At 43.2% G+C, this 25,217-nt stretch carries 28 protein-coding genes; 25 read left to right on the top strand and 3 right to left on the bottom strand.

The window, feature by feature from the left end; all coding sequences use genetic code 11:
• From glp to INP83_RS02410, 14 genes are all read left to right on the top strand, one after another.
• Nucleotides 1-1,179: a gephyrin-like molybdotransferase Glp gene (gene glp / locus INP83_RS02345; protein ID WP_219126157.1), complete on the top strand. Its 1,179-nt coding sequence runs from the start codon at nucleotides 1-3 to the stop codon at nucleotides 1,177-1,179.
• A 5-nt stretch (nucleotides 1,180-1,184) separates the two neighbouring features.
• Nucleotides 1,185-1,919, top strand: coding sequence for a sulfite exporter TauE/SafE family protein (locus INP83_RS02350; RefSeq protein WP_219126158.1), 735 nt, complete (start codon nucleotides 1,185-1,187; stop codon nucleotides 1,917-1,919).
• Nucleotides 1,912-2,424, top strand: a complete 513-nt coding sequence (locus INP83_RS02355) for a molybdopterin-binding protein (protein WP_255563232.1) — start codon at nucleotides 1,912-1,914, stop codon at nucleotides 2,422-2,424. Before INP83_RS02350 ends, INP83_RS02355 begins: the two co-directional genes overlap by 8 nt.
• A gap of 1 nt (nucleotide 2,425) precedes the next feature.
• Nucleotides 2,426-2,659, top strand: a complete 234-nt coding sequence (locus INP83_RS02360; RefSeq protein ID WP_146273049.1) for a MoaD/ThiS family protein — start codon at nucleotides 2,426-2,428, stop codon at nucleotides 2,657-2,659.
• A 12-nt stretch (nucleotides 2,660-2,671) separates the two neighbouring features.
• Nucleotides 2,672-3,769: a HesA/MoeB/ThiF family protein gene (locus tag INP83_RS02365; RefSeq protein WP_146273050.1), complete on the top strand. Its 1,098-nt coding sequence runs from the start codon at nucleotides 2,672-2,674 to the stop codon at nucleotides 3,767-3,769.
• Between the two features lie 9 nt (nucleotides 3,770-3,778).
• Nucleotides 3,779-4,222, top strand: coding sequence for a molybdenum cofactor biosynthesis protein MoaE (locus INP83_RS02370; protein ID WP_146273051.1), 444 nt, complete (start codon nucleotides 3,779-3,781; stop codon nucleotides 4,220-4,222).
• Nucleotides 4,223-5,131, top strand: a complete 909-nt coding sequence (gene moaCB, locus INP83_RS02375; protein WP_146273052.1) for a bifunctional molybdenum cofactor biosynthesis protein MoaC/MoaB — start codon at nucleotides 4,223-4,225, stop codon at nucleotides 5,129-5,131. It abuts the gene before it with no gap.
• 287 nt (nucleotides 5,132-5,418) lie between these two features.
• A complete protein-coding gene (locus INP83_RS02380) occupies nucleotides 5,419-6,207 on the top strand; it encodes a 2Fe-2S iron-sulfur cluster-binding protein (protein WP_146273053.1) in 789 nt (262 codons plus the stop codon).
• 47 nt (nucleotides 6,208-6,254) lie between these two features.
• On the top strand, nucleotides 6,255-7,280 hold the full coding sequence (locus INP83_RS02385) for a xanthine dehydrogenase family protein subunit M (RefSeq protein WP_146273054.1): 1,026 nt from the start codon (nucleotides 6,255-6,257) through the stop codon (nucleotides 7,278-7,280).
• Nucleotides 7,281-7,290: 10 nt separating this feature from the next.
• Nucleotides 7,291-9,579 carry a xanthine dehydrogenase family protein molybdopterin-binding subunit gene (locus INP83_RS02390; RefSeq protein ID WP_146273055.1) on the top strand — a complete coding sequence of 763 codons (2,289 nt, stop codon included), beginning with the start codon at nucleotides 7,291-7,293 and terminating at the stop codon, nucleotides 9,577-9,579.
• 418 nt (nucleotides 9,580-9,997) lie between these two features.
• A complete protein-coding gene (locus tag INP83_RS02395) occupies nucleotides 9,998-10,282 on the top strand; it encodes a hypothetical protein (RefSeq protein ID WP_186458804.1) in 285 nt (94 codons plus the stop codon).
• Between the two features lie 24 nt (nucleotides 10,283-10,306).
• The gene (locus tag INP83_RS02400) at nucleotides 10,307-11,041 is read left to right on the top strand and encodes an AAA family ATPase (protein WP_146273057.1); all 735 of its coding nucleotides are present in this window, start codon (nucleotides 10,307-10,309) and stop codon (nucleotides 11,039-11,041) included.
• Between the two features lie 1,926 nt (nucleotides 11,042-12,967).
• Nucleotides 12,968-13,297, top strand: coding sequence for a sensor histidine kinase KdpD (locus tag INP83_RS02405; RefSeq protein ID WP_219126159.1), 330 nt, complete (start codon nucleotides 12,968-12,970; stop codon nucleotides 13,295-13,297).
• A gap of 159 nt (nucleotides 13,298-13,456) precedes the next feature.
• Nucleotides 13,457-14,041, top strand: coding sequence for a cupin domain-containing protein (locus INP83_RS02410; protein ID WP_219126160.1), 585 nt, complete (start codon nucleotides 13,457-13,459; stop codon nucleotides 14,039-14,041).
• A gap of 65 nt (nucleotides 14,042-14,106) precedes the next feature.
• On the opposite strand, the gene INP83_RS02415 is transcribed toward INP83_RS02410, so the two are convergent.
• Genes INP83_RS02415 through INP83_RS02425 form a run of 3 tightly spaced genes read right to left on the bottom strand, consistent with a single transcriptional unit; the run spans nucleotide 14,107 to nucleotide 15,254 of the window.
• Complete coding sequence (locus INP83_RS02415; RefSeq protein ID WP_219126161.1) at nucleotides 14,107-14,343, bottom strand: hypothetical protein; 237 nt, start codon at nucleotides 14,341-14,343, stop codon at nucleotides 14,107-14,109.
• 58 nt (nucleotides 14,344-14,401) lie between these two features.
• Entirely contained in the window at nucleotides 14,402-14,677 is a 276-nt protein-coding gene (locus INP83_RS02420) for a hypothetical protein (protein WP_219126162.1), read from the bottom strand.
• A gap of 1 nt (nucleotide 14,678) precedes the next feature.
• The gene (locus INP83_RS02425; protein ID WP_219126163.1) at nucleotides 14,679-15,254 is read right to left on the bottom strand and encodes a sigma-70 family RNA polymerase sigma factor; all 576 of its coding nucleotides are present in this window, start codon (nucleotides 15,252-15,254) and stop codon (nucleotides 14,679-14,681) included.
• A gap of 115 nt (nucleotides 15,255-15,369) precedes the next feature.
• Here INP83_RS02425 and INP83_RS02430 point away from each other — a divergent pair, with 115 nt between their 5' ends.
• From INP83_RS02430 to INP83_RS02480, 11 genes are all read left to right on the top strand, one after another.
• Nucleotides 15,370-16,128 (top strand): thioredoxin family protein, encoded by a 759-nt coding sequence (locus INP83_RS02430; protein WP_219126164.1) that lies wholly within the window; start codon nucleotides 15,370-15,372, stop codon nucleotides 16,126-16,128.
• Entirely contained in the window at nucleotides 16,125-16,841 is a 717-nt protein-coding gene (locus tag INP83_RS02435; RefSeq protein WP_255563233.1) for a cytochrome b/b6 domain-containing protein, read from the top strand. Before INP83_RS02430 ends, INP83_RS02435 begins: the two co-directional genes overlap by 4 nt.
• Nucleotides 16,819-17,598 carry a molybdopterin-dependent oxidoreductase gene (locus tag INP83_RS02440; RefSeq protein WP_219126165.1) on the top strand — a complete coding sequence of 260 codons (780 nt, stop codon included), beginning with the start codon at nucleotides 16,819-16,821 and terminating at the stop codon, nucleotides 17,596-17,598. Before INP83_RS02435 ends, INP83_RS02440 begins: the two co-directional genes overlap by 23 nt.
• Nucleotides 17,599-18,475: 877 nt before the next feature.
• Entirely contained in the window at nucleotides 18,476-19,237 is a 762-nt protein-coding gene (locus tag INP83_RS02445) for a hypothetical protein (protein WP_219126166.1), read from the top strand.
• 151 nt (nucleotides 19,238-19,388) lie between these two features.
• Nucleotides 19,389-19,655 (top strand): helix-turn-helix domain-containing protein, encoded by a 267-nt coding sequence (locus INP83_RS02450; protein ID WP_219126167.1) that lies wholly within the window; start codon nucleotides 19,389-19,391, stop codon nucleotides 19,653-19,655.
• Nucleotides 19,652-19,999 (top strand): hypothetical protein, encoded by a 348-nt coding sequence (locus INP83_RS02455; RefSeq protein ID WP_255563234.1) that lies wholly within the window; start codon nucleotides 19,652-19,654, stop codon nucleotides 19,997-19,999. Before INP83_RS02450 ends, INP83_RS02455 begins: the two co-directional genes overlap by 4 nt.
• A 278-nt stretch (nucleotides 20,000-20,277) precedes the next feature.
• Nucleotides 20,278-20,832 carry a BfmA/BtgA family mobilization protein gene (locus INP83_RS02460; protein WP_219126168.1) on the top strand — a complete coding sequence of 185 codons (555 nt, stop codon included), beginning with the start codon at nucleotides 20,278-20,280 and terminating at the stop codon, nucleotides 20,830-20,832.
• 28 nt (nucleotides 20,833-20,860) lie between these two features.
• Nucleotides 20,861-21,784 carry a DUF5712 family protein gene (locus INP83_RS02465; protein WP_219126169.1) on the top strand — a complete coding sequence of 308 codons (924 nt, stop codon included), beginning with the start codon at nucleotides 20,861-20,863 and terminating at the stop codon, nucleotides 21,782-21,784.
• A gap of 629 nt (nucleotides 21,785-22,413) precedes the next feature.
• Nucleotides 22,414-22,683, top strand: a complete 270-nt coding sequence (locus tag INP83_RS02470) for a helix-turn-helix domain-containing protein (protein WP_146273070.1) — start codon at nucleotides 22,414-22,416, stop codon at nucleotides 22,681-22,683.
• Between the two features lie 101 nt (nucleotides 22,684-22,784).
• The gene (locus tag INP83_RS02475; RefSeq protein ID WP_219126170.1) at nucleotides 22,785-23,618 is read left to right on the top strand and encodes an alpha/beta fold hydrolase; all 834 of its coding nucleotides are present in this window, start codon (nucleotides 22,785-22,787) and stop codon (nucleotides 23,616-23,618) included.
• A 164-nt stretch (nucleotides 23,619-23,782) separates the two neighbouring features.
• Nucleotides 23,783-25,216 carry a TolC family protein gene (locus tag INP83_RS02480; RefSeq protein ID WP_219126171.1) on the top strand — a complete coding sequence of 478 codons (1,434 nt, stop codon included), beginning with the start codon at nucleotides 23,783-23,785 and terminating at the stop codon, nucleotides 25,214-25,216.
• Nucleotide 25,217 lies beyond the last annotated feature (1 nt).

Here is a 25,217-nt window from a genome sequence, read left to right on the forward strand (position 1 = left end):
TTGATCAGTGTAGAAGAAGCCAAAGCCCTTGTAATAAAAAATATAACCGCATTACCACCGGTAACTATCCCACTTTCGGAAGCCGCCGGCCACGTATTAGCCGCCGATATATTTGCCATTTGTGATATTCCGGCCTTCCGGCAATCATCAATGGATGGGTATGCGCTCAGGTATAGTGATAAGAATGTGGCATTACCAATTAAAGGTGAGATGTATGCAGGAGTGCCGGAACCTTTCACCATAGAACCTGGAGAAGCTTGCCGCATTTTTACAGGCGGCCCTTTGCCCGAGGGTGCTGACACCGTAGTTATGCAGGAAAACGTATCTGTTTCGGATGGGCGGCTAAAAATTGTTTCCGACGGCCTAAATCCCGGCGACAACGTAAGAAAGAAAGGTGCGGAGATACGATCGGGTGAACTGGCTATGCAAAAAGGAACCTATCTGACGCCGGCCGCCATTGGTTTCCTGGCAGGAACCGGAATATGTGAGGTCAGCGTTTACCCGTCCCCAAAAGTTGCCGTCATTCTAACAGGTAAAGAATTACAGCAGCCTGGCCATCCCTTAGCATTCGGCCAGGTATATGACTCAAATTCATATTCGCTAAGTGCTGCCCTCAAACTTGTTGGAGTTAAAACCATAATTTATTACTATGTCGATGACAATTTGATGGAGTTGAAAGACACTTTAGCAAAAGCGATAACAGATAACGATATGGTATTGCTTACCGGCGGCGTGAGTGTTGGTGATTACGATTTTGTAGTTAAAGCTGCAGACCTTTGCGGTGTCGCTCAAATATTTCATAAGGTTAAACAAAAACCCGGCAAGCCACTTTATTTCGGCAAGATGAACGATAAGGTGATATTCGGCTTGCCAGGTAATCCATCTTCTGTTTTGAGTTGTTTTTATAATTATGTTTCTTTGGCAATAGCAGGGCTGTCGCAACAACCGGATAAGGTAAAATTCTTGACTGCAACACTTGGCCATGCTATTAAAAAACCTGCAGGGTTAACTCATTTTTTAAAGGGCACCTATACTGATGGAGTAGCGGCATCTTTGGGCGCGCAGGAATCTTTCCGCCTAAGTTCTTTCGCCCATGCCAACTGTCTTATCAGGTTAGCTGAATCACAGGATAGTTTTGCGCAAGGTGATGCAGTTAGTGTACTTTTATTACCTGAATAGTTATTATGCCACTTGATCCAATTTTTTTCTTTTTGCTGTTGTTTATGGTTGCGTTTTTATACGCTTCAGTGGGTCACGGTGGGGCAAGCGGTTACCTGGCATTAATGGCCCTTTTCAGTATTTCACCGGATGTGATGAAACCCACAGCACTTTTGTTGAACCTGTTTGTCTCTTCCACTGCATTTATCCAGTTTTATCGTGGTGGTCATTTCAGGCTTAAAACATTTCTACCTTTTGCCCTTGCTTCGATACCCATGTCATTCATTGGTGGTACAATGGCTATTGATGGTCTTTGGTATAAAAAGATATTAGGTTTACTGTTGCTTATTCCGGTCGTGCGTTTTTTCTTTTTTAAAAACGCCGATCCTAAAGAATTAAAAGAAACGAAAGTAGGATTATCGGTGATTATCGGGGCTGTTATCGGGCTGCTTTCAGGTATGATCGGTATAGGCGGCGGCATCATACTGTCTCCGGTATTGCTTCTCCTGAAATGGGCCGACCAAAAACAGGCAGCGGCTTTAAGCGCTGCATTTATTTTCGTAAATTCGGTAGCAGGGCTCTGCGGCCAACTTATTAAAGGATTCACCTTTAATACGGACATGCTTAGTTATGTACTGGTGGCTTTTACAGGCGGACTTTGCGGGGCTTATTTTGGTGCGCTCAAATTCAGACAAACCGTTTTAAAGAATGTACTCGCCGTTGTGCTTGCACTCGCCGCTTATAAATTAATCTATGCATAGAAACATCAAATTAACTGTTTTAGTACTGCTGTTCATCGGTATATCAAATGCCCGCGCGCAGCAGAGCGAAAACTTTGTGGTCACCGGTAAGGTGTCAAATGAGCTGAAAGTGAATATGACAATGCTAAATGCTTATAAGAGCTTTAGTATTGATAGCCTTGTTATTTATAATCACCTTATGGCTAAAAAAAGCGTCCTTAAACACATAAAGGGCGTTTTATTAAAAGATGTGATCGCTAGTTCAGGGATCGCCTCTGAATCGCCAAAAGTATTAAGTGAATATTATATTATTTGTAAGGCAACAGATGGCTATAAGATCGTTTATTCCTGGAATGAATTGTTTAATTCAAGCGCTGGGGATCAAACGTTGATCCTGACGTCTTACGACACGGAACCGGCAAAGACAGAAAAAGGAAACATCGCCATTGTTACACCGACAGACAAGGCGACCGGACGGAGATTTTTAAAGGGTTTAACAAGTGTAACGGTTTCGCGGGTAGATTGATATGGAAATAGATATAATCACATTTGGAAAGATCAGCGAAATCATACCAAACGGCATCATGTCTTTTGCAGCAGTAACAGATACTGATGAGTTAAAAGCCATATTGGAACAGAGATATCCGCAACTTGCCGGCATTAAATATAAATTAGCACTGAACAAAACTTTGATACAGGAGAATAAGCCGGTTACCGATGGCGTAACAGTAGCTATTATGCCTCCGTTCTCGGGTGGTTAAGAAGATGCTTATATGAGTGAAAGGTATAGCAGGCAAATCGTCTTACAGGTTTTTGGCGTTAACGGGCAAAATAAACTGTCAAAGGCAAGCGTATTGGTGATCGGTGCAGGCGGATTAGGCTGCGCGGCGTTGCAATATTTGACCGGCGCCGGAATTGGGCGTATTGGAGTGGTAGATGGTGATAGCGTTAGTTTAAGCAATCTTCATCGCCAGGTGCTTTACAGCACAGCAGACGTGGGGAAATTAAAAGCAGTTATTGCTTCGCAAAAGCTGACGGCCGCTAATCCTGAAATTGCGATTAAAGCTTTTCCTTGCATGATCAACGAAGATAACTCTTTGGACCTGCTGAAAAAATACGATGTGATCATGGATTGCAGCGATAACTTTGGTACCAGGTACCTTTTAAATGATGCTTGCGCCATGCTAAACAAGCCGCTGATATTTGCCGCAGTTTCTGGTTGGGAGGGGCAAATTGCAGTGTTTGATAACAATGAGCACGGCGTAAGGACCAATTACCGCGATATTTTTCAAAACCAGCCCGGCAACAGTGAGATACCCAATTGTGAGGAAAATGGCGTGATCGGCGTACTCCCGGGCATCATGGGAACCATGCAAGCTGCAGAAGCAATTAAACTGATCGCGGGATCAGGGCAGCCGCTGATCAACCAGTTATTAAATTATAACCTGCTTGATCAAAGCGTTTATACTGTTCATATTTTGCCTGCTCCTGCAGGATCTTACAAACTTCCAATAAGTTATGACGAATTTAAAGCAATACATTATCATCCAATTTCATTGGGGTATAATAAAGACGTGGAAGAGATTGATTTTGAAAAAATCCATGATCTGATCGATAAGGTTCCCACCCTGGTGATAGACGTCAGGGAAATTCATGAAAGGCCTTCGCTTTCCATTAAACATATACAGATACCGATGTCAGTATTTGATTTTTCACTTCCTCAAGAAATAGACGAGCAAAACATCGTGTTGGTTTGCCAACATGGCATCAGGAGTTTGGCGGCAGCTGAGAAACTAAGATCGAGGTTACCTGATCAAAAGAATATTTATAGTTTGGCAGGTGGTGTCGTGCGGTGGTACGGCCAATTATAAAAAGGAAAAATGAGCGATAAGAAAATAAAAAACATATTTATACAAGGCCCGGTTCCGCCATCGTTTATTGCGGAAAGCATCGGTAAACACAGTTCAAGAACTTCAATTGGTGCCCATCAGATTTTTTTGGGCCAGGTCAGGGGCGATGAAGTCAGCGGCAAAGTTGTTACAGCCATTGAATATACTGCATTTGAGGATCTGGCGCTTGAAAAAATGCACGTCATCCGTGAAGACTTATTTGGCAAATACCCGCTTACCTGCATGCATATATATCACAGCCTTGGCTTGGTTAAAACGGGCGAATTGTGTTTGTTTGTGTTCACTTCATCTGCTCACAGAGAGGCAGCAACCCAGGCGTGTGCCGAAGTTGTTGAACGTATAAAAGGAGAATTACCAATTTGGGGTAAGGAGCTGTTTGATGACAGCACCCACCAATGGAAGGAAAACAAATAGATGGTAGATATCACACAAAAATCAAACTCGTTACGCATTGCTATCGCTACTGCAACGGTCACCGTCTCCAAACCGGACACCATTGAAGCTATAGAGCAGCGCAAAGTGCCTAAAGGCGATGTTTTTGAATTTTCAAGGGCAGCCGGACTTTTTGGAGTGAAACGTACCAGCGATATGATTCCTGACTGCCATCCATTGCCTGTTGAATATACATCCATCACGCACCGCATAGAAGGACTAAATATTATCATTACAGTAGAGGTACATACTATTTATAAAACAGGGGTGGAGGTTGAAGCCATGCACGGTGCTTCGATAACTGCGCTTACCATGTACGATATGTTAAAGCCGATAGATAAACAGGTAGAAATACAGTCTATCAGGCTTGTGAAAAAATCAGGCGGTAAATCTGATTTTAAGGTAGCCGATTATGAACACATTAAGGCGGCAGTGATAGTATGCTCTGATAGCATCTCCGCCGGCAATGGCGAGGATGTTTCCGGCAGAACGATCATATCAAATTTGGATCAATTTGGTATCGAAACTCTAAAATATGAAGTCATTTCTGATGAATTTGAACGCATACAGTCGATAGCAAGATCTTTGCCTGCTGAAGGTATTAAACTGTTGATATTTACCGGTGGAACGGGTTTGTCTCCCAGAGATGTTACGGTTGATGCCATAAAGCCATTGATAGAAAAACCTATCGATGGTTTGATGGAAACATCAAGGCGCTATGGGCAAGACCGCATGCCATTTGCCATGCTTTCCCGCGGTGTTGCAGGTTTAATCGGTGAAACTTTGGTTTTAACTTTCCCCGGTTCGGTGAAGGGTGTAAAAGAAAGCATGGATGCGCTGTTCCCACAAGTCCTTCATGTTTTTAAGGTGATGCAGGGCAGCAGGCATTAATGGCTACTTTTTAATACTTCGTTACATTTCTCTAAAGTAAATTAAGTACGATGGGCGCTACCAGCTCACTATCTAAGAGGCTTGTTTAAACATAGCCTGCTGATGTCATTACTTTATGCCTGCTCTGGTCGAATGCTTAACTGCGGGTTCTGTTTATCATAGCTATACGCTCTTAAGTAAATGATCAAAAAGCCCATTACACTTAAAAAACATTCTTCGTTGATAAGTGTTTAATTAGTTGTAACTTACCATGCACTCTACCCCAGGCTTGCCCTTAAATTTACGTTATGGAAGAACAACCTCTATTTTCTGACCTTTCGGAAGCAGAACGTAAGGCATTGGAAGAATTGATGCCCGATGAAATGGGTGAGATCATGTCCTCAGGAATCAAACGCCGGCATTTCTTAAAATTATTTGCCGTTACAGGTACAAGCCTGCTGGCAGCAAATCTTTTAGGTATCGAGCAATTAATGGCGCGCAGCATTCCGATCGAAGAACAGCCGCCAGTGCTGATCGAAAATGGGATAAATGTTTCGTTCCAGGTTAATGGCAGTACTCAAAAACTGATGGTGGATTCCAGAATGACGCTGCTTGATACCCTTCGGGAGCGTTTAGGCCTTACCGGTTCAAAAAAGGGTTGTGATCACGGCCAATGCGGGGCGTGTACAGTTATTGTAGATGACAAACGCGTACTGTCTTGTCTTACGCTTGCCGCTACCTGTGAGGATAAGAAGGTTACCACTATTGAAGGGTTGGCTACGGGCAATGAACTACATCCTATGCAAACCTCCTTCATTAAACACGATGGCTTTCAGTGCGGTTATTGCACACCAGGCCAGATCTGCTCAGCTGTAGCATTAATGGGTGAAGCAAAAAATGGCGATGCCAGTTATGTAACCGCAAATGTGCGGGAGAAGAAAAAAGCTGTTGAACTTTCAAACGAAGAGATCAGGGAACGTATGTCCGGCAATATCTGCCGCTGCGGTGCTTATCCAAATATTGTGAGCGCGATCAGAGAAGTGCATGGCGATAAAGCCGTAGCTCAGGTTTGGCAGTTCGCCGAAGGCACCATTTAACCTGTTATTTAACGAAGTTTCTTTTATTTTCAAATAAAGCGTCTGATATGAGGCCATTTAAATACTCAAATGCATCCGAAACCGCTGCGGCTATCAATGCTGTTGTGGTTAATCCTACAGCCAGGTTCCTTGGTGGTGGCACCAACCTGGTTGACCTGATGAAGGAAGACGTGATGCGCCCATCTGAATTGGTAAACGTGACCCGTTTAAAATTTTCGGCAGTTGAGAAAAAAGAAAACGGATTATCTATCGGCGGAACGGCAACTAATGCAGTTACCGCTAACCATGAGCTGGTCCGCGAAAATTATCCTTTACTTTCAATGGCGATATTGGCAGGAGCCAGTGCCCAGATCAGGAATATGGCGACCAATGCGGGTAACCTTAATCAACGCACGCGGTGTACTTATTTCTACGATGTAAACATGCCCTGCAACAAACGCGAACCAGGCAGCGGTTGCGGCGCATTACATGGCGTCAATAAAAATCATGCAATTTTAGGATGGTCGGAAAAGTGTGTAGCAACATACCCTTCTGATATGGCGGTGGCCCTGGCGGCACTTAATGCGGTAGTACATGTTGAAGGATCAGACAGCACTAAGCGGAGCATCCCATTTTCGGATTTCCACCGTTTGCCCGGAGACCATCCGGAAATTGATAATACCCTGAAACACGGAGAGTTTATTACATCGATAGACCTGCCGGCAAACAGGCTTGCTGAGAAATCTTATTATTTAAAGATCCGCGAACGGTCGTCTTATGCTTTTGCGCTGGTGTCCGTTGCGGCAGCTTTAGAAACAAGCGGTAACAGGATCAAAGATGTAAGAATTGCCCTCGGAGGCGTGGCTCATAAACCCTGGCGTGCCAGGATAGCTGAACAGTGGCTTACGGGCAAAGAAGCTACGGAGGCAAACTTTAAGGCAGCGGCATTAGCCGAATTAAAGAACGCGAAACCCTTAGAGCAAAATAAATATAAAGTAGGCATGGCCGCTAAGGCAATTGTACGTGCGCTTGAGGGTGCCATGCAGGGCGGTAATTATGGTGCTATGGAAGCGGATTTAACAACCACTAATTAAAATCAAGATCATGAGTGAAACCGGTAAACCCATTAGCCGCATTGATGGCCGTATGAAAGTTAGTGGCAAGGCGACGTATGCTGCGGAGTTTAATCAGCCAAACATGGCATATGCATTTCCTGTACGTGCATCAATAGCAAAAGGAAAGATCGCGTCGATCAATGATGACATTATCCGGAAGGAAGCCGGTGTAATAGCGGTGATCAGTTATAAGAACGCTTATAAGTTAAAACCACTGGATATGCAGGCGCAGATGAAAGCAGGTGCGGGTTTCCTCGGCGAAAATCTTCCGCCTTTGCAGGATAATACGGTACATTATCCCGGACAGTTTGTAGCGGTGATAGTTGCTGAAACTTATGAACAGGCACGCGCAGCGGCTTATAAACTGCAGGTGAAGTATATTGCAGATAAGGCCGCAGTTGATCTGAAAACGGAACTTCCAAAAAGCACCAAACCAAAAATGTTCATGGGCGAAGAGGCACAGGTGAATGAAGGTAAAGCCGCCGGTCCGCTCGCGGCCTCAGCCAAAAAGGTAGATCATACCTATTCGACACCGGTTGAACATCATCACCCTATGGAACCCCATGCAACAGTTGCAGTGTGGGAAGGTACTGATAAGCTAACTTTATATGATGCTACTCAGGGCGTGGGCCTTACCAGTGCAATAGCTGCCTATTTCTTTGGTCTGAAACAGGAGAATGTACGCGTTATGGCACCGTTTGTTGGCGGAGGCTTTGGCTCTAAGGGCCTTTGGCTGCACACCTTGTTGGTTGCTATGGCTGCAAAGGCGGCAAACCGGCCGGTAAAGCTGGCGCTTACAAGGCAAATGATGCAGACCAATGTTGGTCATCGCGCAGCAACTATCCAGCGTGTTGGTGTGGGCACTGATGCAGGCGGGCAACTGAATGTGCTACGCCATCACACAAACACTTATAATAATCTTACTCAGTTCTTTGAGCCAAGCGGGAAACAAACCCTGGTCTTGTATAAGGCCCGACTTAGAGAGGTCACTTATAATGTGGCGCATCTGGACCGCAGCACCCCAACTTTTATGCGCGCGCCGGGCGAAACCCCCGGAACTTTCGCATTGGAGTGTGCCATGGACGAGATGGCTTATCAGTTAAAAATGGACCCGGTAGAATTCAGGATCAAAAATCACACGACCAAAGACCCGGTAAAAGGCCATGACTTTTCGAGTGAGTTCCTGGTAGACTGTTACCGGACCGGCGCGAAACGTTTCGGCTGGGCAAGCCGCAGTATCGAACCAAGGCAAAAACGCCAGGGAAAATATTTAGTGGGATACGGGATGGCTACTGCAACCTATCCGGGTGGCCGAAGTGCAGCCTCCGTAAAGGTATTGATGAACAATAAAGGCGATGTAACGGTAATGACCGCATCTATTGATATCGGTACCGGAACTTACACCGTACTGGCCCAAACAGCAGCTGATGCGCTTGGTATACCTGTGGAAAAAATTGACGTAAAGATCGGTGATTCCAGCCTTCCGCCGGCACCATTGGCAGGGGGTTCGCAAACTACGGCAAGTATCCATCCAGCGGCTTTAGATGCCTGCGTATTGCTGCGAAAAGAACTTATCTCGATGGCCATTGCCGATCCGGGTTCGAAATTAAATGGCAGTAAACCTGACGATATCGATTTTGCCAACGGTAAGCTTTTTGTGAAAGGTAATAAAGACAAATCGGATACCTATTTAGATATTCTGAACAGGGCAAAACGCAACGAGATCGAAGCATGTGCAACAACTTTGCCCGTTTCAGGTGCGGGCCTTACGGTTCCCAGTGCACTTTGTACTCCAAGTCAAACCCCTGCTGAACAAAACAGCGATATCAAACAATATGCCTTTCATTCATTCGGTGCTCAGTTTGCAGAGGTTTGGGTTGATGAAGATCTTGGCACTATACGAGTTAAAAGGGTCACCAGCGTGCAGGATGTGGGCCGGATCATGAATGAGAAAACGGCAAGGTCGCAGATCATCGGTGGAGTTATTTTCGGTATAGGCGCCGCACTGATGGAAGCAACTGAATATGATAAACGCTGGGGCAACCCTGTTACCCGCACACTTGCTGACTATCATGTACCCGTGCACCTGGATGTTCCGCCTATTGATGTTCATTTCATCGGTAAACCTGATCCGCACATATCCCCTATCGGTGCCCGCGGCATAGGAGAGATCGGAATTACCGGAGTTTCGGCAGCAATAGCAAATGCGGTATTCAACGCAACAGGTAAAAGACTGCGGGACCTCCCATTAACGCCTGAAAAGTTTTTTGAGTCATAAATTAAGAAGTTTATCAGGCTTTTAACAAACGTCTAAGTCTGCCTTTTCAAACATCTTTGATACGCAGAAAGAGACGCTCTGCAAATAAGAAATTGTGAAAGGGCGGCTTTTCGATGCTGGTGTTTGAATTTTGCATAAGTCTATTTCAGCTTCATTCCGCGTCATTCGATTTCATAAAAATTTTACTAATTACGCGCCCCATCAAAAAAACGGAACCCCTTTTTAAAATACGACACAACTATCTTATTCGATTAATAAAGATTTTTTTAAGGATAACAGAGAAGTTGTTACATCGTATTCAAAAAGGTCTCATTGGCGACGAGCAGAAAAAGATACTTTTATCCTTGATTATCGCGTAACATTTTCTGCACACGATCAACTTAAATCTGCATCTTTCATAAAATATGAAAGAGACTTGATGCTTCACTGTGAGATTGATGATATAAAATCAGATGCCGTTCAAATAATTAAATTAAAGTCCAGAATGCATCGTTTCTTAGAAGACTTTATCGAGCAGAACAGTTTAGGATATTTTGAAAAATTAAATCTAAAACCAGTCGTGCTTCCTGAAGATCAAGTAGCGAGAGAAATTGAACAATTTGGTTTTCTTAAATACAAAAATAACTTTGAAAATCAGACGAAAGAAGATAAGGAATTGGAAAATTGGCTTGGGTATCAACAATTGAAAATTTATATAAAGTAACGAACTAATCTTAAATAAAGAATATTGCAGACGAAGCCCTATTTATCAAAAGTTGAAATACGCAAAGATCGTATCGTTTCATTTACTAAATTTCCTTTTAACATTCCGGCCATTAAAAATTTCTCTGAAATTAAGTTTCACGAGGATGTAACATTTCTTGTAGGAGAAAACGGTTCTGGAAAATCCACATTCCTTGAAGGATTGTCAGAATGGCTCGGGATATCACAAGAGGGTGGATCAAGGGGTACTCCTTCAAATATGGCACCATCGTTATTGTCAGAATTTATATATGGTTTGAAAAACCATAAAAAGCCTTCAGATTATTTTTTTTTACGAGCAGAGAACTTTTATAATTTTGTAACGTACTTGGATGAAAGATACGTTGAAGATCGTGACCTCTTTTATAGAACATATGGCCTGGATTCACTCCACGATTGTTCACACGGTGAAGCTTTCCTTACAATTTTGTCCCAAAGGCTTGGCAGGAATGGGTTGTATTTATTTGACGAGCCTGAAGCCGCCCTTTCACCGACGAGGTTACTTACTGCATTGTCATTGATTGACAATTTGGTCAAACAAGGCTCACAATTAATTATTGCAACGCATTCGCCTATATTATTAGCTTACCCCAATGCAGTAATTTACCAATTTGACGAAGAAGGCGTTAAAGAAATTACTTATGAGCAGTCACAAGCTTACATTATCACCAAGTCTTTTGTAAACAACTATAAAGGCATGATTGAGCTATTACTTCATTAATTGAGAGGTTAATTGAATTAGTTGTTCAAACAAATAAAAAATTAAATACTAACAACCTGCTGCGGCAGTGATCGCGTAATATCCGTTGCTCGGCTGTGGGCATAAAGCTTGGCCGCACCAATCCATTCAGCAATATTGTGCAAAGCCATGTAAGTTATCCTAACCAAATCATTGTTATTCAACATAAGCTGAAAGATAATTTTCGTCATTGAATAGAAGCAAGTCTACAATCGTTCGGGCCTTTTCGTAATTCGCACCAAGGATACGTACTCTAAAACTGCCCCCTTCTTCCATTGCCTTTTGTAACCTATCCGCAACAGCATTGTCTGAAACGTAGTCCGCAGCAGTAAAACTGATAAAGTCACCATTGTTAGGAACATACAGAGCATCAACAATGGCTATAAATGTTTTACCATTATGCCCATTTGGGGAAAATTCGTATTCTTAGTTAAAATGCAATCTTAGGGTTAAATTCATCACCTGGTTTTTAACACAATTTAGCGTTTATTTTAAAAACTGAATAAATGTATTCACACTCCTTTTAAAGAATTACACCGTATTGTGAGATTCTTTAGGTAAATGTCTTGCAAACCAGCTCAAATCTCTTTCAGTCATAATCTCGTGCCCATTTTAGCGGATTGGTGGAAACTTTGTTTACTGAAATGATAAGGAACAGTGTAATAGCGCGTGCTGTAGTTGCTCAATTAGATTCTTTACGGTATCAATCTCAATCGTTGTTTCCTCAAAAATTATCGTGTCGATCTCATTCTGTTGAGAATGAAAATTGCAGTATCTGTCCTTTGATATGGAAGAAACCACTTTTATTCATTTTGATTAAATGGTCGTAATTTAAGAAGCAACTTTGAAGAAGTGTGGCTACGTAACTAAGAACGAAGTACTTCGCCTTAAACTGTGCAAGTATTTCAATAATATCGTTTAGGTGCTTAGAAAATTTAATAAAATTTTACCCATTTTGATGATAGGTCAATTTGCTTAAACGTCACTTTCCAGGGAAGCTTTGCTGACAAAAGGCTGTGGTAAGGATCTGTTTGATTACGAAATTCTGAACTTTGCAAAAGTCGTATTTCAGCATCATTCCGAGTTATTGAGTTTCATCAAAATTTTACCAATCACGCGCCCTATCAACAAAAAAACGCCGATCTCTTGTAAGAAACCGGCGTTTTTAGTAGCCCGTAGGGGAATACCCATACCTTTATAGCGATCTGATTATCAATATCTTACAACTTCAAAATTCCGCACTCACCAGCCGACTCACCGGTATTCCCGCACGACGCAAATCTTAAGTAAAGATAATCATTTTAACACATATACTGTTCGAATGTTATCCACGAAAAAGATTCAAAATTACGAGAACCCGCAAAAACATCGATTTCTGACTCCTTAAATTTGCTTTTAAAAACTTAAAAATCATTTATTATGGCTGCAGCATTTGTAGAACATCGACCGCATGCTTCAAGCGAGCATGTACCCACCTCACATTACGTCGTAATTGTAAACGGGGCCCAAGTAGGGCGAAATTTTTCTACCCAGAACGAAGCAAAAAAACTATGCGTGTAACCAAGGTTACCGCCCTGTACATGTTGCTCGCCAGCGACACTTGCAGGAAAGGACTCAGCCAGCTCACTGGAGATCAGATCCTTGTTAACTGATGTGATTGGAAAAGCCAGTGCTTAACGTCACTGGCTTTCTATATTAAATTAATATCTTGAGAAAGCTTGTTTCAAACTGGACGGGACTCGAACCATGCCTCGTTCTATCTCATTATCAATATTTTATCAGCCTGTTCGAAAGTGACTCACCAAAAACTCACTTTGGTTTTGAGGCTGTTTGAATTCAAATGATATACCAAAAAATAAGAATTTTCAAGTATTAAACAAATTGACAAAGCTTTTTAAAAACGATTAGGTGCCGCTGGAGCTCGACGGCAAACGTATCGCCCAATTGTTCAGCAACCTGCTCAGCAATGCGCTCACGCATGGCCAGGCGGATGAAACAGTAAATGTGAAAGCAAGTATAGTGGACGGGCAATTCCGGTTGCAGGTCAGCAACAGCGGCACACCGATCCCTGAAGCTTCCTTGGCGTCACTTTTCCTGCCTTTTTCGCGAGGGCGCGAAGATGGTAAGGAAGGCTTGGGCCTGGGCCTTTATATTTCTGCTGAAATCGCCAAAGCGCATGGCGGCCGCATCGAGGTGAGTTCGGATGATCAACAAACGGTTTTTACGGTGCTCATTTAAGCGGAAAACGCGAAAAAGTTCGGGTGGCTTCTTACGGTGTTCCCGATATTCGAGCAGCATTGCGGAAGAATCTATGATCATCTTCTCGTCGTTGTATTCTCGCTGAAGTTGTAAGTGTTTCAAAATAATAGAAAAACATTTGGTTACATTTGTAAACTCATGGATATCAAGGGCTATATCGACGAAGGCAACCTGGAACAATATTGTTTCGGATTCAATACCGAACTAGGCAACGAGATCAGTGCTTTGCGGTCAGCCCACGCGGAAATTGATCAGGAAATGAATGAAATAGAATTGGCTATTGAAGACTTAGCACTGATCCAGGCAATCGCGCCAAGCCCGCAATTGAAAAACAAAATCATGTCGGCGCTCTTTGCAGAAGAGAGTATCTATCTGAATAACCTACCACCGACCAGCAAATATTCAAACTATGAAAACTGGTTAAAGGCGGTAGAACACCTGATCCCCGCTGAACACTTTGATGATTTTTTTGCGCATTTGCTTAAACAAAACGAAATGATCGCACAAACATTAGTTGTTACCAAACTCGATGTGCCCGAAGAAGTCCATGAAGTAATTTCCGAAAGCTTTTTTATTCTGAAGGGCACCTGTACCTGCAAAGTAGGATCGAACATCTTTACGTTGAACGCAGGCGACCATCTGGAGATTCCGCTGCATACTACCCATGATATCCGGATCGATTCGCCGTACGTAGTAGCGATATTGCAGCACCGCTTCGCTTAACATAAAAGGGGCTTAAGCCCCTTCCTTATGGAACGTCCTAACGACCTCCCAATCGTTATCACGTTTTACATTTCACCCATTTTCGAGGTATTTTTTTGCATCTTCATTTTTTTCTTATCCATCTTGATCTTATCCTTTTTCATTTTGTCCATCTTCATTTTATCCATTTTTGAAGTGTCCTTTTTCATCTTAGACATTTTGTCCTGAAAAAAAGCGTGGTTGGTAGCTGCATTAACGTTAACAGTTGCGATACAGATAAAGGCTAAGCTTAAGCCAGCGATCAGTGATTTGTACGATTTCATGTTTATTTGATTTAATGTTTGCCTGTTAGTCGGGGCTGGCCATTAAACCTTACACCAATTAATTTTTATTTATTTCGGCCGTTATTTGTGCCTGCAGCGCTTCTTTAAAGCCTTCATCCATTTTGATCTCCAGTGGCTTTTTAGATTTAAGCAACTGCCGGATCATTTCATTTATCATTTTGCTTTGCTCCATATAAATACCGCATACCTTGCACCCGATCAGGTGAATACGTAGTTCAACGGTTTCCCTGAGTGTTATACTGCCCATTAAGCGTTTATCGATCAGGTAGGTGGCCTTGCGACAATTATAAATTACTTTTTTTAACTCGTTCATCTCACATCCAGTTTCTTTGCAGGCAGGCCCGCAGATTTAATTTAGCTCGGTGAATGATCACCCAAAAATTGGCTTGGGTCAATCTAAGTTCTTTGCAGATCATCTCAGTCGCTTCGTCTTCCATATGCTTCATTGTAAAAACCGAAAACCACAGGGCCGGCAATTTTTGCAGGCATAATTGCAGCGCCCTATTAAGCTCCTTATTGGCCAGCGGATCAAAATCATCCACGCCAAAAGCCTTAGGCCGGTGCTCTTTTTTCCAATGCCCGTCCTCATGAAAGAAGTCGGGCTCTTCGCCTATGGAATTATTTATTTCCGCTGTTTTCAGTCCGTTTGCATTTTTCCGGTAAACATCATAGATCTTATTTTTCAGGATCGCGGTTAGCCAAGTAAGCTCCGAACTTTTACCGGCAAAATTACCCTGGCTTTGCAACCCGGCTAAAAAAGTTTCCTGCACCAGGTCACGGACCTGGTCTTCATCATTGACCCGGATAATGGCATAGCGATATAAATAGTCAGCATAAGCGCTCACCCAGTTTTGGGGATCAAGTAAGTGACCGGCGGGAGGAGTAGTCATTTGTCCATCAATAAACATTCATTGGTCGCAGTGCGTAAACAAACCTTACAACAAATCTTGAAATTATTTGTAAGGATACTGATTTAAAGCCGACTAAACCTCAAAATAAACAATCATGAAAAGCACCAAAATATTTTCTTTTCTTTTCTTCGCTGTCTTAGCGGGCCTGGGATCTTTGTCGTTCAGTGACCAGAACATTCAAAAAACACCGGTTGATAAAGGTTTCGCGGTGGTGGAACTGTTTACGTCTGAAGGCTGCTCCAGTTGTCCGCCTGCCGACGCGGTCGTTGCGAAGATCGAAAAAGAAATGAATGGTCAGCCGGTGTATATTCTGGCTTATCATGTAGATTACTGGAATCGCCTGGGCTGGAAAGATGTCTTCAGCAGCGCTGATTACTCCAAGCGGCAAAACACTTACGCCAACTGGCTGAATTTAAGTTCGGTTTACACGCCGCAGATCGTGGTTAACGGCAAAACCGAGTTCGTCGGCTCGCAGGAAGGTACTTTAAGAAAAGCGATCAATACCGGATTAAAACAACCGGCCCAAACTAATCTTTCGCTGGATAACTTCAAAGTAAACAATGGATCGGCCACGCTAAATTATCATACCGAAGCGGCACCAGGCCAGGCGCTCGTATTAGCCTTGGTCAAAAAACAGGCGACGATCGCGGTCAGGGCCGGTGAGAACAGCGGCCGTACTTTATCACATGTGCAGATCGTTGCCAATATTCAAAATATACGAGTTAATGCCTCATCGGGTGAAGCCACACTGAAATTGCCCCCAGATTTTGATGAAAAACAATTTGAACTCATCGCCTTTGTACAGGACGGCAAAACAGGCACGATCAACGGTGCTACCAAACTGGATTTATGAAACAGATCAAAGAAAAACACTCGGTGCTGATGCGCTGGACGCATTGGGTCAATTTCCCGTTACTGACAATCATGATCTGGAGCGGGCTGCTCATCTACTGGGCCAATGACGTCTACAGCATCACCTTGTTCGGACACACCTATGTTAAATTTTTCCCGGACTGGTTTTACGAGGCCTTGGATATTCCGGCGCACCTGGCCAAGGGTATGGCTTATCATTTTTTGTTCATGTGGTTCTTTGCTCTTAATGGGCTGATCTACGTTGTTTATACCGTCGTATCGGGTTCCTGGCGGGAACTGCTGCCGCAGCGCAAGTCGTTCATAGAAGCTTGGGAGGTGTTGCTGCACGATCTGCATATCCGCAAAATGTTGCCGCCGCAAAATAAATACAATGCCGCGCAAAGGATCGCTTATACGGCTGTTATCGTTATGGGATTTGGTTCGCTATTGACAGGTTTGGCGATTTATAAGCCGGTGCAATTCGCCACCATTACCTGGATTTGCGGCGGCTATCACATGGCCCGCATCATTCATTTTATATTGACCATCGGCTATGTGTTCTTTTTCCTGATCCACATCACGCAGGTGATCCTAGCCGGCTGGAAGAATTTCTGGTCGGTCATTTCGGGTTTTGAGGTGATCCGGTCAAACAAATCCATGAAAATAGTTCCAACAACAAACTCTGAAAACGATGAAAAACCAAAAGAAGACTAAACAGCCGCTGACCATCGATCAAAAGATCAAACGGCGCAATTTTTTATCGCTGGGCGTATTTGCATTAGGTTCGGCGGCGGCCTATAAGGGCTGGCGTTGGCTATCTACCTCGCCGGAAGAATTGACCGGCGTGACCGGTGGGGGGCAGGTGCCGCTGCGTCGGGCGCTGAACAAGACTGAGCTTTTCTTTCGTAATTTCTTTAGCCGGAACCACCTGGTCAAAACCTATCCGAAAGCCATGGCCGCTAAAAATGTGCGGCAAAATAGCGATATTGGTTTGGAAAGCGACATTGTACTGGCCGACTGGAAAATGGAAGTAAAACGTGCCAACGGAGAACTGATGTACATTACCATGGATCAGATAAAGACTTTGCCGAAGACTGAGATCGTTTATGATTTTAAATGCGTGGAGGGTTGGGATCAGATCCAGTACTGGGGTGGTTTGAAAATGTTGGACTTTATCGAACATTTCGGATTGGCGGAAGAAACCAAAACTCAATATATGGGGCTCATGACACCGGATAAGGAATACCAGGTCGGGCTGGACATGGATAGCGCGATCCACCCGCAAACGATCCTGGCTTACGAGATGAATGGCCAGCCTATACCACTTAACCACGGCGCGCCGCTGCGGCTCATTATCCCGGTCAAGTATGGTATCAAAAACTTGAAACGGATCGGTTATATGACCTTCAGCAATACGCGCCCGCCCGATTACTGGGCACGCGAGGGTTATGATTATTATTCTGGTTTATAGCCGATAATTGCCCGGAAGGTAGATTTGTTAGCGGTGGTAGATCGAACAAATCATTATTGTAGTTTTTTTAGTTTCTAAAAGAAGATTTGCGATAATGAAGTTGTTCTTTTTAGCCATAACTAAATCAAATATAATTATATACAAGCTTTACATATGAAATATTTACAAACCGAGTTTAGACTGGAAATGACTCCTAATTACGAATGTATCGAATGGAATAAGCTGAATAATTTGGTGTGCCCTAAAATGAACACCCCTTAAGATTATATCATCTAATGGAGTTTTACTGTTCTGATAATTGATTTTAGGAAATGAACAGACACAAACTTTTTTTTCCAATTAAAGTTATTTTAGCCAGAAATATCTATAATTCGAATTTTGTTATTCAAATGTCGCTTAACAAACGAAAATAGCTTGGAAGATGTGGAATCTACAACCTTTTATAATTTTTAAAAAAGTAACCCGAAGAGGAATCGAATCCCTCGAAAACTTTTATGTTTTTATGGAAGAAAATATCAATAAATACCTTAAAGAAATTTAGTATTTAAAACTAAGCTTTAATGCTTATCTTTAAGATAGTTCTTTCAAACTCAATCAAAACAAATACAAATATTCGGTTATCCTTGAATTTTGAGAAACATCAGATTATTGATAATAAAGCTATTGCGGAAAAGCCACCGAACACGTCCAGTTCGAACTTTTTGCGTATTAAAATCTCAACAATTACTAATATTTCATTAAGATTCTTTTGTAGCATAACTCGAGTTGGTGTCATAGCCCCTTTGGGGGATTGATTTGATAGATTTAATAGAATCTAAATGGCTTAAAAAAGATAAATCATAATGGCGTGTAGCTTGTTTTAAAGCAAACGCATCCGATGTCTACTCAAAGCCTCTACTTCAAATTCCGCAACCGTTTTGATTTTTCCCCTCATCGATATGAGATTGGTAACCCGATCATTCAAAACAAGGCGTTGGAAGACAATTTCTTTTTGCTGAAGATCTATGATTTTGATGAGGGTGATTTTGAGCCTTACTATAACTTCCATCTTGCTTACTTTTTAGAGAGGCATTCAACTGACGAAGAGTCATTCTTCGATCATGTTTCGGGTATCATAAAGGTTCGCATTGATTATTTTAAAAGGCAAGACCCAATCTCTTTGACGTATGCCCGCAATACGGCAAATGCCAAAAAGCTGGAGTCTTTCTTATCTTTTATGAAAACGATCGACCGTTGGCATAATCTGGAGCCGATCGAATCGGTTGTTGCAGAGAAAGACCGCGAGATCGACAGATTGAATGCGGAGGTCGTTGAGCTGAATAGGTTATTAAAAGAAGCTACCAAATACGATGTCAGCGAAAAGGTCAATATTACCAAAGGCCATATCGCGGCCTTCATCAATCTCATTAAACAAATTCCTGACTTGAGTATTCCTGAAAGCGGCCGGCTCGTCAGGTCACAAACCCAAGCCCCTTGGTATAAGATGATCGCCAAGTACTTCAAACATGGCGACAAGGACATCTCTATCGACACCGCGCGCAATTACTTTCCTGCGCAGAAGGATGATAAGCCTGCTAAGTTCATCGAGATCGCTGAAAAGGACAAGCTCTTCAAGATCGTCCGCAAAGACGATAAGTAATCGGTTTCCCTCTCTCCAAATGTGACCAAACGCAGCCATTGGTCATTCATTTCGCACTTTTCTCTTTCACTTTTGAGCCGTTGTGTTCAGCGGAACGCTTTTGCTATTTCCGCTGAACCGGTTTGATCTATTTACTTAAAAAGGAGGATTTATGAATGTGGAATTGATCACGAAAGAGGATCTGAGGGAGTTGGAGAACAAGCTGCTGACCGAGATCAAAAAGATCGTGCAGGTGGACGGAGAAACGGTGTCAAAGAAATGGCTGAAGAGTAACGAGGTCAGAAAACTGTTAAAAATATCGCCGGGTACTTTGCAGAACCTGCGCATCAATGGTACGCTGAGGTTTACCCGTATCGGCAGTATCATCTATTACAAGCAGGAAGACATCAACAGGTTGCTGGAAGGAGGCCTGCGATGAATAAGCCTGATACTAAGTCCAAGTCCGTTTCTATCTCAAATGCAGAGCTGAGCGGCTACGGTAAACTGCTGCGCCGCATGAGCAGGGACGAGCGGCTGAATGCAACGCATATCAGTCTTTTTAGCGGATTGTTCGTCCAATGGCAGCGGAATAGCTTCGTCAGCCCTTTCGCTATCACCCGTAAGCTGTTAATGGCTTACAGCAGGATCGCTTCGATTGCGACCTATCACAAGTGTATCAAAGAGCTGGATGCTTTTGGTTATATCCGTTACCAGCCTTCTTATCATCCAAAGAAAGGCAGCCTGGTCTGGTGGCCTGCAGGATGGGAGATAGAAACGGTTTGATGGTATTTATTTGGTAGCTGTTATGATGAGTTTACTTATGTATCTGTATAGCGGTATAGATGTATATCTGCATAGCTATGCAGCAGTATATCTCATGTCCTCTCGCTGAAAGCGGGGGGAGCGAGCGGAAGTCGGGCAAGCCCGACTTTTCCGCTCGCCCTGCGGGGCTATGGCGGTTTTGAGTATATCCTCAGTATACTTTGCCCCCCGCCTGATAGAATAAAAAAAGAAAACAGTATACCGTCCGGTATACGCAATGATGGAGTTTAAATGATTTTATGGGTAATACAGAAAACAATAAGACGGTACGGTTTACTGAAAAAACGGATGAAAGACTGATAGCCATCGCCCGTAAGAACGGGCTGTCCAAGCTGGATGCATTTGTATTCATGGTTGATTATTTTTATAAGACCAAGAAAGATCCGAGGGATCTGAATGATGAGTTACTAAAGAATGCCATTAACAGGAAGACAGATAATATCGTTGCTTTTATCAAAAGACAAGAGCAAGACCTGTTGATACCTATCAAGAAGGATGGGGAAAGGACAATGGCTTTTGAGCGAAGCATTATGCAAAGTTTCAAGCAGGATATTGCAGATCATAACCAATGGGAGAAAGAGGTATTGGCTGTTCATGCGAAAGAGCTGAGGCAGGTCAGGGAGTTTCTTTCAAAAATGGATGATGCGCATTTGGATAAAAGCCGGTTAAAGAAACAGGTCAGTGAGATACTGGAATACTATATCAGGCAGCGGGAAAAGCTGGGTATGCTGAGCAGCCAGGCAGATAAGGATGTGCTGATGAATGAGGTGAGACAAAGGGTGCAAAATTTATAGTTGAACCTGAACCAATGGGTCATTGATCATGCATATCAACATTACAAAAAGCGAAGCAGGTAACAATAAAGGTAGTTGCGAGCAATTGGTGGCATATCTGGAGAAAGAGAACAGGCTTGCAGAAGCTTTGGATAAGTTCGCTGTACCGGAATCTTGGTTCAGCCATCAGCGGGATGATGTGCAGGTTTACGAGGTAAGGCAGAGCATCGATAACAACATCGCCAAGCTGTCCCGAGATGATGCTAAGTTCTTTCTGGTGAACATCAGCCCGAGTGAGAAAGAGTTATTGTATTTAAAAGGAAAGTATGGAGATAAAGCTGTTGATTATCTGAAAGCTTATGCGAAGCGAGTGATGGATGCTTATGCCGGTAACTTTAAACGAAGCGGTGTGGAGAGCGGTAAAGACCTGGTTTACTTTGGAAAGCTGGAGCACAACCGCTACTATACTTATAAAGACCTTGAAGTTAGGAAAGGTAAAGCCAAGCGAGGCGAGGTCAAGCCGGGGCAGCAGATGCATATTCAGGTCATTGTTAGCCGTAAGGATGTAGGTAATAGTATCAAGCTAAGTCCGCTCAATAACTCCAAGGGAAAAAATGCTGAACATAGTTTGAAGGTAGGGCAGTTCGACAGGGTGGCTTTTAAGCAGTATGCCGAATCTTTATTCGATCAGCTGTTTGATTACCCGAGGACGTTGGATGAATCGTTCAAGTATGCCAATACGTTAAAGAATGGCAGTTACGAGGAACGTAAACAGATGAAGGATATACAACTTGCCTGGCAGGTTGCTTCGGGGCAAAAGATAGGTCAATCTTTTCCATTATTAAAAGCTTTGCTGGAGCCGGAGTTTATCGGTTCGCCTGCGGGATCTGGTATGGATGAGGAGTTGAAGCGACGTAAGAAAAAGAGGGGTTTGGGTCAGGGTTCAGATCAGTACAGAGGACCGTCTGTATAAGCTTACTGTTTGGCCTTGCAGCTGCGGCATGATAGCTACATTGCACCACGCGCTTCGCCGCCGGGTTCCATTGCGCATCAAGCCTCGCTGCCGCACGCAGGCAGGTCTTCGTGCCTTCACCAGCCCTGCTTTTCCAATCCTATCGAATTTCGGCATTGCACCGCCTTCACAAAGATAGCGGCGCAGGAAAACTGTCAAGGGTATATAAACGACGGCTGTCACCGTCGCCCTTGACAGTTTTACTGCTGCAGGCTTCGGTTGTTCAAGCGCTGAAATGGCTGCTTGTGGGTGCGTAATAAATAAGAAATCCCCGAACGCTCGCCGCCGGGGATTTCAACCTAAACCTTATCACATTTAACCGGTAGAATTACCGGTATTGAGTATGCAAGGTAATAACAATTTAAAGAGACCTTTTATTCTGTGATTGATTGTTGATTAATTAATGATTAGACCTTAATTCTTCAGCGTACTTATCAAGTTCCGCTTTAGGCACAACCAGGCATATTTCACAATCGTACAAGTAAGTATCAGGACGATGAAACCGAGATAAAACCAGCGTATAAAAAAGTTCGTAGTTTATTAAGTCGGATCTCAATATTTAAGTAGACCCAATTATAATTCTAACTACCATGAAGAGCCAGCTGCACCGAAAACAAATCGATGCGATCATCGTCGCAGTCCGGAGAAAAAGGGAACAACTGAATTTTTCCCAGGAATATATGGCGGCCAAGATGTCTATTAAGCAGAATGCTTACAGCAAAATTGAACTTGGAAATAATAAGCTAACCGTTGAAAGGCTCATTAGCATCTGTGCACTTTTGGAAATGGACCTGTCTGAGCTTTTTGAAAAAACCCGTCCGGGCGTATCCCGGTTCAGTAATTTGCGGTTACATTTTTGATAGGTCAAGTGTAAAGTTGAAATTCACTTCTACTCTGTTTAAGGCTAAGTATTCCAGAACAATCCTTATTTCATTAGGTTGTTTTTATAAACAATCTATCTATGAAATTTATAAAAAGTAAAAACACAGACGGTCAGGAGGTGAATCTATATTACGAGGATCTTGGACAAGGCAAACCCGTGATCCTGATTCATGGATGGCCTCTTGATCATCAAATGTGGGAGAACCAGTTTCAGGCCCTTGTTGAGGGTGGATACCGGGTGATCGCTTATGACAGAAGGGGATTTGGTAAATCAGATAAACCATGGACCGCATATGATTACAGTACCCTGGCCGATGATCTTAAAGCTGTTATCGATCAACTTCAATTGGAAGATGTTGCATTGATCGGATTCTCTATGGCTGGCGGTGAAGTGGTACGCTATTTTAGCCGACATGGAGGTGCAAAAGTGCGTAAGGCTGTATTGGTAAGTTCTATTGCGCCGTATATGCTGCAAACCGAAGATAACCCCGACGGTGTGCCGCAGGAAACTATTCAGGCTATCGGAGAGGGCTTGGAAAAGGACAGAGCCGCTTTCCTGGATGATTTTGGTAAACAGTTTTTTGGCGTTAACCTGCTCAATCATCCCGTAAGTAACCAGATGTTGGAATGGAACCTGCATGTAGCTATGCAAGCATCACTGCGAGCCACAACAGAGTGCGCCACCTCATTTGCGACTACGGATCTCCGCAGCGAGATGAGCAGCATCAGCGTGCCTTTGTTGGTGATCCACGGAGATGCCGATCAAACCGTTCCGATCAAAGCCACCGGAGAGCAGGCCGCTCAGCTCGTTCCGCATGCACAGTACATTATTTATGAAGGACAACCTCACGGCCTCTTCTACACGGCAAAAGAGCAGTTGAATGTTGACCTCCTTGAATTTCTTTCAAAATAACGATAAATATTATAAAGCGAACCTGTATCAGGTTCGCTTCGGTTTTACTCATTATCAGATAAAGCTTTCGGAGCGAGATGTTATTTGTACACCATTTGGCTATACATAATTACCTGTGAATTTGAAACAGTTACAGAGGTGCCGGACGTTAATTCTTAACCACTATGCCAACAAAATTATCTATCAAACCGGTAATTAGGGCCGTAGCCTTATTTTTGACAGCCATTCTCCCGGGAAGCGCTTTAGCGCAGCAAAAAATTAGTTTAGAGCAAGCCATCGATAGCGCCTGCCTTAACAATATACAGGTGCGCCAGGCACAGTTTGAAGCAGCCATCAGCGATGAAAATGTTAAGCTGGCTAAAGGTGATCAGTTGCCCACGGTAAATGGTAGTATAGCTGCGTACCGCCTTTTTGGCCGTGCGGTTGATCCCACAACCTATCAGTATTCAAATGCAGCAACTACCGTTTCTCAGGGCAGTTTATACGCTAATGTTACATTATTTCAAGGCTTCGCCAAGATCAATACCATCAAACAGAATAAGTATTTGCTAAGCGCGGATAAGAGCAATGTAGATAAGATAAAGAACGATCTTACTTTATCTGTGCTCACCACCTATCTATCCGTTTTAACGAACCGCGACCTTCAGGCCGCCGCTAAGAAACAATTGGAAATTGCAAAGGAAGAGTTGGCCCGTCAAAAGAAGTTTTTTAAAGTAGGGCAGAAAACTTTGGCTGATCTTTCGCAGGCTACCTCGCAGGTGGCTAATGCGGAAGCTAATCTGACCAATGCCCAAAACGAAATGGAAAGGGCTTACCTGACTTTATCGCATTTGATGGAGCGTGACGATCAGCCGTTTTTAGTGATCGATCCGCCAAAAAAAGCCATTGATGATATTAATACAGGTTTTACGCTTAACGAAGTTTATCAAAAAGCCCTCATCACCAATCCGGATATAACTATTGCGGGTAACCGAAGGCTGGCGGCAGAGAAAGGCATTGCTGTGGCTAAAGGTTTGCGTGCACCACAACTATCATTCGGCGGAGGCATCAATACCAGCTATTCCAGCGCTCAAAATACCGTAGTAGCTACCCAGATAGCAGGTTCGGTACCTATTGGTGTGGTAGAAAATTCAAATGCAACGGTTATTGCCCCTGTTTTTCAAAACCGCAACGTTCCGTTCGGCGAGCAATTGAAGAATAATTTTAACCAGGCGGTAGGCTTCACTTTATTTATCCCTATTGCCAATGGTAACCAAACCAATATCAACATCCGTAAGGCAAAACTGAATTATCAGAATGCTATGGCAACCGAAGATCTTACTAAAAATAATCTTCGCAAAGCGGTTGCCGAGGCCGTTTGGGATGTGAAGGCAACAAATAAGAGATATAAGGCAGCTCAGGTTACGCTAAAAGCTGCCGAAGATGCTTTTAGGGTAGTGAGGCAGCGTTACAATGTTGGCCTGGCCAATAGCCTGGATATAAATGTTGCGGAGAATGAGTTTAATATTGCAGAGTTTGCACTCATCCAGCTACGCTACGAGGTGTTGTTGAAAAGCAAAGTCATAGATTATTACCTTGGTAACAAAATACGATTTTAGC

The sequence above is a fragment of the Mucilaginibacter sp. 21P genome, from assembly GCF_019331605.1.
Classification (GTDB): Bacteria; Bacteroidota; Bacteroidia; order Sphingobacteriales; family Sphingobacteriaceae; genus Mucilaginibacter; species Mucilaginibacter achroorhodeus.

Bases quoted from the DNA above. Each gene is read 5' to 3' on its own strand.
- INP83_RS02465 (WP_219126169.1), top strand. From the start codon at position 20,861: ATGCATATCAACATTACAAAAAGCGAAGCAGGTAACAATAAAGGTAGT.
- moaCB (WP_146273052.1), top strand. From the start codon at position 4,223: ATGGTAGATATCACACAAAAATCAAACTCGTTACGCATTGCTATCGCT.
- INP83_RS02425 (WP_219126163.1), bottom strand. From the start codon at position 15,254: ATGACTACTCCTCCCGCCGGTCACTTACTTGATCCCCAAAACTGGGTG.
- INP83_RS02430 (WP_219126164.1), top strand. From the start codon at position 15,370: ATGAAAAGCACCAAAATATTTTCTTTTCTTTTCTTCGCTGTCTTAGCG.
- INP83_RS02455 (WP_255563234.1), top strand. From the start codon at position 19,652: ATGAATAAGCCTGATACTAAGTCCAAGTCCGTTTCTATCTCAAATGCA.
- INP83_RS02380 (WP_146273053.1), top strand. From the start codon at position 5,419: ATGGAAGAACAACCTCTATTTTCTGACCTTTCGGAAGCAGAACGTAAG.
- INP83_RS02385 (WP_146273054.1), top strand. From the start codon at position 6,255: ATGAGGCCATTTAAATACTCAAATGCATCCGAAACCGCTGCGGCTATC.
- INP83_RS02445 (WP_219126166.1), top strand. From the start codon at position 18,476: ATGTCTACTCAAAGCCTCTACTTCAAATTCCGCAACCGTTTTGATTTT.
- INP83_RS02450 (WP_219126167.1), top strand. From the start codon at position 19,389: ATGAATGTGGAATTGATCACGAAAGAGGATCTGAGGGAGTTGGAGAAC.
- INP83_RS02350 (WP_219126158.1), top strand. From the start codon at position 1,185: ATGCCACTTGATCCAATTTTTTTCTTTTTGCTGTTGTTTATGGTTGCG.
- INP83_RS02365 (WP_146273050.1), top strand. From the start codon at position 2,672: ATGAGTGAAAGGTATAGCAGGCAAATCGTCTTACAGGTTTTTGGCGTT.
- INP83_RS02395 (WP_186458804.1), top strand. From the start codon at position 9,998: ATGCTTCACTGTGAGATTGATGATATAAAATCAGATGCCGTTCAAATA.
- INP83_RS02475 (WP_219126170.1), top strand. From the start codon at position 22,785: ATGAAATTTATAAAAAGTAAAAACACAGACGGTCAGGAGGTGAATCTA.
- INP83_RS02355 (WP_255563232.1), top strand. From the start codon at position 1,912: ATGCATAGAAACATCAAATTAACTGTTTTAGTACTGCTGTTCATCGGT.
- INP83_RS02360 (WP_146273049.1), top strand. From the start codon at position 2,426: ATGGAAATAGATATAATCACATTTGGAAAGATCAGCGAAATCATACCA.
- INP83_RS02435 (WP_255563233.1), top strand. From the start codon at position 16,125: ATGAAACAGATCAAAGAAAAACACTCGGTGCTGATGCGCTGGACGCAT.
- INP83_RS02420 (WP_219126162.1), bottom strand. From the start codon at position 14,677: ATGAACGAGTTAAAAAAAGTAATTTATAATTGTCGCAAGGCCACCTAC.
- INP83_RS02370 (WP_146273051.1), top strand. From the start codon at position 3,779: ATGAGCGATAAGAAAATAAAAAACATATTTATACAAGGCCCGGTTCCG.
- INP83_RS02470 (WP_146273070.1), top strand. From the start codon at position 22,414: ATGAAGAGCCAGCTGCACCGAAAACAAATCGATGCGATCATCGTCGCA.
- INP83_RS02390 (WP_146273055.1), top strand. From the start codon at position 7,291: ATGAGTGAAACCGGTAAACCCATTAGCCGCATTGATGGCCGTATGAAA.
- INP83_RS02480 (WP_219126171.1), top strand. From the start codon at position 23,783: ATGCCAACAAAATTATCTATCAAACCGGTAATTAGGGCCGTAGCCTTA.
- INP83_RS02415 (WP_219126161.1), bottom strand. From the start codon at position 14,343: ATGAAATCGTACAAATCACTGATCGCTGGCTTAAGCTTAGCCTTTATC.
- INP83_RS02440 (WP_219126165.1), top strand. From the start codon at position 16,819: ATGAAAAACCAAAAGAAGACTAAACAGCCGCTGACCATCGATCAAAAG.
- INP83_RS02410 (WP_219126160.1), top strand. From the start codon at position 13,457: ATGGATATCAAGGGCTATATCGACGAAGGCAACCTGGAACAATATTGT.
- INP83_RS02460 (WP_219126168.1), top strand. From the start codon at position 20,278: ATGGGTAATACAGAAAACAATAAGACGGTACGGTTTACTGAAAAAACG.